The sequence below is a fragment of the Geminicoccus flavidas genome (genome assembly GCF_009806515.1).
Taxonomy (GTDB): domain Bacteria; phylum Pseudomonadota; class Alphaproteobacteria; order Geminicoccales; family Geminicoccaceae; genus Geminicoccus; species Geminicoccus flavidus.
In genome coordinates this window covers 1-7,551 of sequence record NZ_WUJP01000848.1, presented here as the reverse complement: position 1 = coordinate 7,551, position 7,551 = coordinate 1, and the positions used below count along the sequence as shown (strand labels likewise).

General features: G+C 69.9%; 6 protein-coding genes and 2 pseudogenes. 6 read left to right on the top strand and 2 right to left on the bottom strand.

The features are described 5' to 3' along the window. Together EQG76_RS24435 and EQG76_RS33665 are read left to right on the top strand one after the other, a co-directional pair. Nucleotides 1-1,098: cytochrome-c peroxidase (locus tag EQG76_RS24435; protein ID WP_407925567.1), on the top strand; the 1,098-nt coding region annotated here is incomplete at its 5' end. Nucleotides 1,099-1,345: 247 nt separating this feature from the next. Then, nucleotides 1,346-1,654 carry a hypothetical protein gene (locus EQG76_RS33665; RefSeq protein ID WP_407925566.1) on the top strand — a complete coding sequence of 103 codons (309 nt, stop codon included), beginning with the start codon at nucleotides 1,346-1,348 and terminating at the stop codon, nucleotides 1,652-1,654. Between the two features lie 16 nt (nucleotides 1,655-1,670). Here EQG76_RS33665 and EQG76_RS33660 read toward each other — a convergent pair. Then, nucleotides 1,671-4,073: pseudogene (locus tag EQG76_RS33660) on the bottom strand (heavy metal translocating P-type ATPase). A gap of 294 nt (nucleotides 4,074-4,367) precedes the next feature. Next, on the bottom strand, nucleotides 4,368-5,000 hold the full coding sequence (locus EQG76_RS24425) for a helix-turn-helix domain-containing protein (RefSeq protein WP_159717199.1): 633 nt from the start codon (nucleotides 4,998-5,000) through the stop codon (nucleotides 4,368-4,370). A gap of 114 nt (nucleotides 5,001-5,114) precedes the next feature. Here EQG76_RS24425 and EQG76_RS24420 point away from each other — a divergent pair, with 114 nt between their 5' ends. The 4 genes and pseudogenes from EQG76_RS24420 to EQG76_RS24405 form a co-directional block, all read left to right on the top strand. Further along, nucleotides 5,115-5,510: a hypothetical protein gene (locus EQG76_RS24420; RefSeq protein ID WP_159717197.1), complete on the top strand. Its 396-nt coding sequence runs from the start codon at nucleotides 5,115-5,117 to the stop codon at nucleotides 5,508-5,510. A gap of 76 nt (nucleotides 5,511-5,586) precedes the next feature. Then, entirely contained in the window at nucleotides 5,587-7,074 is a 1,488-nt protein-coding gene (locus EQG76_RS24415) for a portal protein (RefSeq protein ID WP_159717195.1), read from the top strand. After that, nucleotides 7,071-7,301 carry a Bbp19 family protein gene (locus tag EQG76_RS24410; RefSeq protein ID WP_159717193.1) on the top strand — a complete coding sequence of 77 codons (231 nt, stop codon included), beginning with the start codon at nucleotides 7,071-7,073 and terminating at the stop codon, nucleotides 7,299-7,301. The genes EQG76_RS24415 and EQG76_RS24410 overlap by 4 nt, the downstream gene beginning before the upstream one ends. A 36-nt stretch (nucleotides 7,302-7,337) precedes the next feature. Further along, nucleotides 7,338-7,551, top strand: a pseudogene (locus EQG76_RS24405) (hypothetical protein); the annotation flags it as partial.

The window sequence follows — 7,551 nt, the reverse complement described above, 5'->3', positions numbered from 1 at the left end:
GTCGGCAACCAGATCCGCGCCAACGGCAAGGGTCTGAAGCAGAGCTACCGGATGCTCGTGCAGCGGGCGTTCCAGGACAGGCTCTGGTCCGGCAGCGGCAGGTACCAGTTCTCCGAATCGGGTGCCCTGCTGCCCGACGACGCCGCCGGCTACACTCAGGACGAGCTGAACTTCGCGCTGTTCTTCGGCCTGGCGCTCGACGCCTACGAGCGGACCCTGATCTCCGACCAGACGCCGTTTGACCGCTACATGGAGGGCCGGGTCAACGCGCTCAACGCCAAGCAGAAGGAAGGGCTGGCGCTGTTCGAGGGCAAGGCCAAGTGCGCCAACTGCCATAGCGGCCCGCTGTTCACCAGTGCCGCCGTCCCGCCCCGGCAGCGCAAGGAACTGGTCGAGTTCATGCCGATGCCCGACGGCGGCATGGCTCTCTATGACGGCGGCTTCTACAATATCGGCGTGCGGCCGACCCACGAGGATGTCGGCCTGGGCGGCAGTGCGATGGGCGCGCCCTTGTCCTTCGCCCGGCAGTTCACCGACGGCAAGCGGGTCGACGCCTTCCCGGTGCCGGACGCGAAGCGCAGCGAGCGGGTCGCGGTGGACGGTGCCTTCAAGACGCCTACCCTGCGCAACGTCGCCCTCACCGCGCCCTATTTCCACAATGGCGGCGAGGCGACCCTCAAGGGCGTGGTCGAGTTCTACAATCGCGGCGGCAACCGGCGCGACTTGGCCAGTGGCGACACGACCGGCACCGGCCCCAAGGGCCGCACCACGCCGATCGGGCCGAACATGGGCGGCAGCAACCTGGCGCCGGACATCACCGAGCTGGGGCTCACCAATGCCGAGGTGAACGCGCTGGTGGCCTTCATGAAGGCGCTGACCGACCAGCGGGTCGCCTGCCATGCCGCACCGTTCGACCATCCGGAACTGGTGGTGCCGAACGGCCATGTGGCGGCGCTGGAGCGCGGCCGGGCGAAGGACGCCAAGCTCCGCCTCCTGCCGGTCGGCCGCGGCGGCTATCCCAGCGCGCTGTGCGACCCGAACACCGGCGACCTGTTCGACCGCAACCTGATCGGGGGGATGCTGGTGCCAGTACCCTGATCCGCAACGGTTGGGGTACCCACCAAGCGCCCGGCGAGCTTACCGCTCGCCGGGCGCTTGGCGTTCTGAGCTGGTTCATGCGCGGCCCATGAAGCGCCGTGGTTCCATCGGCCCGGCCATTTCGTCGTCATGTTGCAGTTGCGAGACAGGCGGGGAGCAATCCGTGCCGACGGCCATGGCAGGCTGCGACTTGCCGGAAATCTGCCTGCTAGGCTGGCGCCGACGTACCACGACAGGGGACCATGGCATGGCCGGTATCGATGCTGCGGAGCTGGCGAAGATCGCTCACTTCCAGGCGATCGCGGCGCGGGAGGCCACGCGCTGCATCACCGCAGCCCTGGCCGAGACTGGCGGCGCGCGGCTGCGCGGCAGCCTGCACCGCAAGTTCCTGCTGGCGGCCTCCGGCCTGGACCAGGCGAGCCCGGTGATCAGCGAGCACCTGCGGGAACTGGCCGACCTGGTCGAGACCATCGGGGCGTGCTTCGGCGACCAGCTCGAGGGGCCGCTGGAGCTGGGCGGGCTGAGCGACACACCAGCGGCAGCCGCCTCCGACTGACGGCACCGCCGAGCCGTCAGATGCGCCTTGCCCGCAGGCGCAGGCATTCGCGATCACGCTGACCGAGGAGAGCGCCATGGCGGCCGCCGCCACGACCGGAGACAGGAGCAGGCCGGTGAACGGGTAGAGCAGCCCGGCGGCGAGCGGGATGCCGGCCACGTTGTAGACAAAGGCGAAGACCAGGATCTGGCGGATGCTCGCCATGGTCGCCCTGGACAGGCGCCGTACCTTGGCGATGCCCGTCAGGTCGCCCTTGAGCAGGGTGACGCCGGCGCTCTCGATCGCCACGTCGGTGCCGGAGCCCATGGCGATGCCGGCATCGGCCGCAGCCAGGGCCGGCGTGTCGTTCACCCCGTCCCCGGCCATGGCGACCATCCGCCCCTCGCCCTTCAGCCGCGCCACGACCGCGCTCTTACCATCGGGCAGCACGTCCGCCTCGACCTCGTTGATCCCGAGCCGGCGCGCCACCGCCTGGGCGGTGGTGCGGTTGTCGCCGGTCAGCATGACGATGCGGATGCCGTCGGCATGCAGCTCCTGGAGGACCGGGGCGGTGGAAGGCTTGATCGGGTCGGCGATGGCGAAGTTGCCGGCAGCCTGCCCGTCCAGGCCCAAATAGATCGCGGTGGCACCGTCATGGCGCAGCGCGTCGGCCTGACCGGCCAGGGTGGCAGAGTCGACACCGCTCTCCTGCAGGAAGGCGGCGTTGCCGATCACGACCGTACGGCCCTCGACCGTGCCGGTGACACCGTTGCCGAGCGGCGAAGCGAAGTCGGCCACCGGGGGGATGATCAGCCCCCGGTTCCTCGGCCACGATCGCGTGCGCCAGCGGATGCTCCGACGCCCGCTCGACCCCGGCCGCCAGCCGCAGGAGCTCCGCCTCCGATATGCCGTCGGCGGGGAAGATCCCCGTCACGCCGGGCCGGCCCTCGGTGAGCGTGCCGGTCTTGTCGACCACCAGCGTGTCGACCTTCTCCAGCCGCTCCAGCGCCTCGGCGTTCTTGATCAGCACACCGAGGCCCGCACCCTTGCCGACCATCACCATGATCGACATGGGCCTGGCCAGCCCCAGCGCGCAGGGGCAGGCGATGATCAGCACCAACACCGCGACGAGGAGCCCGTGGGCGAGGCTCGGTGCCGGCCTCCAGATCGCCCAGGCGACGAAGGCCAGGACCGCCACGAGGACGACCAGCGGGACGAACCAGCCCGACACCTGGTCGGCCAGCCGCTGGATCGGTGTCCGCGAGCGCTGGGCGTCGGCCACCATCTGCACGATGCGCGCCAACATGGTCTCGTGCCCGACCTTCTCGGCGCGCAGCACGAGCGTGCCGGTCTGGTGGAGGGTACCGCCGATGACTTGGTCGCCGGCGCTGCGGGTGACCGGCATGGATCCGCCGGTCACCATCGATTCGTCGAGCGAGGAGCGGCCGTCCTCGACCGTGCCGTCCACCGGGACCTTCTCGCCCGGGCGCACCCGGAGCCGGTCGCCCGGCACCACCGCGTCGAGCGGAACCTCCGCTTCGCTGTCGTCCGGCGCGATCCGCCGCATGATCCCAGGCGTCAGATCGAACAGCACCCGCAGTGCCCCCGACGTCCGCTCACGCGCTCGCAGTTCCAGCACCTGGCCCAGCAGCACCAGCACGGTGATCACCACCGTGGATTCGAAATAGACGGGCGACCGTGCCATCCGGTGCCTGAAGGCCTGGGGGAAGATCCGCGGGGCCAGCGTCGCGACGAGGCTGTAGCCCCAGGCGACCCCGGTGCCGAGCGCGATCAGGGTGAACATGTTGAGGTTGCCGGTCCGGATCGAGGCCCAGCCGCGCGTGAAGAACGGGCAGCCGGCCCAAAGCACCACGGGAGTCGCGAACAGGAGCTGGATCCAGATCGATCCCCTCGGCGGCACCAGGTGATGGACCACCGGCAGGAGATGGCCGCCCCTCTCCAGGAGGAACACCGGCAGGGCCAGGACCAGGCCGATCCAAAACCGCCGGGTCATGTCGGCCAGTTCCGGGTTGAGCCCGGCCACAGCGCTCGCCACGTCCGGCTCCAGCGCCATGCCGCAGATCGGACGGCTGCCGGACGCGGCCTGCCGGATCTCGGGATGCATCGGGCAGGTATAGATCGTGCCCGCCGGTTGCGATGCCGGCTCGGCACGGCCGGCATCGCCGGCCAGATTGCGCTCCGGGTGGCTCACGAACTTCGCCCGGCACCCCGCGGAGCAGAAATGATAGGGATGGCCGCGATGCTCGGCGGTCGCGGCAGCGCTGCGCGCATCGACCAGCATGTGGCCGACCGGGTCTTGCACCCGGCCATCGTCCGGCGCGGCCGCAGGGACGGGCCGATGTCCGGCATGACAATGGTCGTGGGCAGCGTGCCGCCTGCCGATACCATTGCCGACGCCATGCCGGGCTCCGCCTGCCATTCCTGGCCTCCTCGGACTGGTGGTCGTCGACCGTCCACTGCGCTTCATCCGGACGCGGATGAGGCTGCCAGTCGCAGGAAGGTCAAGCAGCCGGGTGCCGGGGACGCGGCCGACCGAGGCCGGAGGAGCCCGTGCAGCGATGGCAAGGAAGCAGGGCCGAACGGCGGAGGTTCCGGTACCAGTTGAAGCCGACGCCCGGGGCGCGGCCGTTCATCCGCGCATCGTGGCGGGCCTGTCGCGGCACTACATCGAAGGCGGCCGGTGCCGGAGGGCCGGCGGGAGGATCGGCCTGTTCTACTGGCTGGCCCAGACGATCCGGGCGATCCAGGCGACCTCGTCGATCGCGAAGTTCGCCTCCTGCCCGTCCGGCCGGTCGACCACCACGCGCTGCGCCGTGCGCCGGGACAGGCTGCCCAGATGGAGCGTGCCCTTGCGATCGGCCAGCACGATCCGGTCGCCGCGGCGGGTCGAGGAGGAGGGCGACACCACCAGCAGGTCGCCGCGCCGCCAGGCGGGCGAGATGTCCTCGGTCAGTTCCAGCGCGAAGGCGTGGCCATCCTCCAGGCCGGGGAAGTCGACATCCTCCCAGGCATCGCCCTGCGGAAAGCCTGAGGCGTCGAACACCTGGCCGCCCTGGGCGCGGTCCAAGGGCAGGGAGCGCAGCCGCCGCGACACGGGCGGCGCCACAGTTCCCTCGCTCCCGTCCATGAGCGCCACGAACTCGGCCATGGTGGTGTTGGTCGCCTCCAGGATCTTGGCAATGCTCTCCGTGGAGGGCCAGCGCGCCTTGCCCTGCTTAGTGGCGCGCTTGCTCTTGTTGAAGGTGGTAGGGTCCAGCCCCGCGCGCTTGGCCAGCCCGGAGGCCGAGTAGTTGTTCTTCGCGGCCAGGCGGTCGATCCCCACCCAGACATCGCCATGCGTCATCATAGGAACCAGCTCCGAGCAAACAAATATAAGATCCTACAATGGTAGGAACATCATCTTGACGATGCGCGGTCCTGTCACTAGGCTCATGATCCTAATTTTCGAGAGCCCGCACCCATGGCAGAGCCCGGGCCAGCCCCCGCGATCGTCGTGTTCGAAGACCGGTCCGACTGCCGCTGGCTCGCCTGGCTGAAGCCGGGCTTCCGCCATTGCTACTGCCTGATCCGGGCCGAACGGGGCTGGATCCTACTGGATCCGCTGCTGCAGGACCTCCGACTCGCTTGGCTAGACCTGCCGGAAGAAATCGATCCCGTCGAGTATTATATCCACACTGGCCGCATCGTTCTCAGTGGCTGGACGCGCGAATTCCCGCGCAGCTCACTGCACGCGCGGCCGATTACTTGTGTCGAGATCGTCAAGCGCGCGCTTGGGTTGGGTGGACGATCAGCTTGGACACCTTACCAGCTACATTGCCTGCTGCTGCGGGAGGGCTGGACCCGTCACGCCGCTTGACGTTCCCAAAGTTATAGGAATATAAGCCTATTCACTGACCTGTACGCGGATCGGCCCCCAGCACGGAGCCCAATCGATGCCCCCCGTCGACCTCGAACTCGACCTGCGTTATCGCCGGGCGCGCGAACGGCGTCGGCCCTTCGAGCCGGTCTGGCGCGACTGCCTGGCCTTCACCATGCCGCAGCGCGTGTCGGGCCTGGAGGCTGCACCTGGGCGCGGCAGCGACCGCCTGTTTGATGCCACCGCCGCCGATGCGGTCGAGCAGCTCGCCGCCTCGCTCTTGGGAGAGCTCACCCCGCCGGGCTCGCCCTGGTTCGGCCTGCGCGCCGGCCCGCAGATGGCATCTGCCGAGCGGCCGACGGTCAACGAGGCGCTGGAGGCCGTGGCCGCCCGGCTGCAGGGCGGCTTCGACCATGCCAACTTCACCGTGGAGATCCACCAGGCCTTTCTCGATCTGGTGACGCTGGGCACCGCGACCCTGCTGTTCGCCGAGGCACCGGCCGGCCGGCCCTCGCCCTTCCGCTTCTCCGCCATCCCGGCCGCCGAGATGGCGATCGAGGAGGATGTGGATGGCGCCGTCGCCGGTCATTTCCGCACCAGCGCTCTGCCGCTGGCCGGCCTGCGTGGCCGCTGGCCGGATGCGATGCTGCCGCCCGACCTGGCCGCCAGCAACGGCGAGCAGCCCTGCCGCGTGATCGAGGCCGTGGTGCCGGGCGGCACCGGCTTCGACTACCGGGCCTGGCTCACCGACGACGACCAGTCCGGCCGCGCGGTGGCCCTGCTGGCGGACGGCCGCTTTGAGCATTCGCCGTTCATCACCTTCCGCTGGGTGAAGACCGCGGGCGAGGTGTATGGCCGCTCGCCGATGATGACCGCCCTTCCCGACGTGCGCACCGCCAACAAGGTGGTCGAGCTGATCCTCAAGAACGCGTCGATCGCGGTGACCGGCATCTGGCTCGCGGAGGACGACGGCGTCCTGAACCCGGCCAACATCAAGCTGGTGCCGGGCAGCATCATCCCCAAGGCGGTAGGCTCGGAAGGGCTGAAGCCGCTCGAGATGCCCGGCCGGTTCGACGTCAGCCAGCTCATCCTGGACGACCTGCGCGCCCGGATCCGGCATACGCTGCTGGTGGACCGGCTGGGACCTGTCCAGAACGCGCGGATGACCGCGACCGAGGTTCTGGAGCGCTCGGCCGAGACCACCCGCCTGCTGGCCGCCGTGTTCGGCCGGCTGCAGGCGGAGCTGCTCACGCCGCTGGTGACGCGCGGCCTGGCCATCCTAGCCCGGCGCGGCGAGATCCCCGATGTCCGGCTGGACGGACGCACGGTGGAGCTGCGCTACCAGTCGCCGCTCGCGCGCCGCCAGTCGCGCCAGGACGTGCAGAACACCCTGCTCTGGCTGGAGAGCGTGCGCCAGATGGGCGACCACGCCGCGAGCGTGGTCGACCTGCCGGGTGCTGCCCGCTGGCTCGGCCACACGCTGGGCGTGCCGGCCGAGCTGATCCGCGAGCAGGGCCTGCTCGATGCCTTCCAGGCCGAGTTCCTCCGCGAGGTGCTGCCATGAGCGAGCACCTGGCACTGCCTGGCGGCACGGGTGACGATCTGGTCCGCTGCGCGGCCAAGGTGTTCGCCACCTCCGAGGGCCGGCGGCTGCTCGACCATTTGGAACGCACCTATCTCCTGCGCCGCATGCCGCCCCAGGCGAGCGACCAGGAGCTGCGGCACCTCGAGGGCCAGCGCTGCCTGGTGGCCCATCTCCAGTCCCTAGCGGCCCGCGGCCTCGGCCGCTGACCGCCCTTCCCACCGACCAGATCGAGACCTCCCGCCATGGAACAGGACAAGATCGAGAACGAGCCGGCGCAGGACGCTGCGGCACCCGCAATCGGCGAGCCCGAGCCGGGCCTGCCGACGGAGCCCCTGCCCCTGCCGGAGGCGGCCGAGCCCGGGATCCCGGAGAAGTTCCGCGGGCCGGACGGCCAGCTCCGTGCCAACGTTCTCCTGAAGAGCTACCTGGCCCTGGAACGCAAGATCGGCTCGATGC

Coding starts and splice junctions, on each gene's coding strand:
- EQG76_RS24410 (WP_159717193.1), top strand. CDS start 7,071: ATGAGCGAGCACCTGGCACTGCCTGGCGGCACGGGTGACGATCTGGTC.
- EQG76_RS24415 (WP_159717195.1), top strand. CDS start 5,587: ATGCCCCCCGTCGACCTCGAACTCGACCTGCGTTATCGCCGGGCGCGC.
- EQG76_RS33665 (WP_407925566.1), top strand. CDS start 1,346: ATGGCCGGTATCGATGCTGCGGAGCTGGCGAAGATCGCTCACTTCCAG.
- EQG76_RS24425 (WP_159717199.1), bottom strand. CDS start 5,000: ATGATGACGCATGGCGATGTCTGGGTGGGGATCGACCGCCTGGCCGCG.
- EQG76_RS24420 (WP_159717197.1), top strand. CDS start 5,115: ATGGCAGAGCCCGGGCCAGCCCCCGCGATCGTCGTGTTCGAAGACCGG.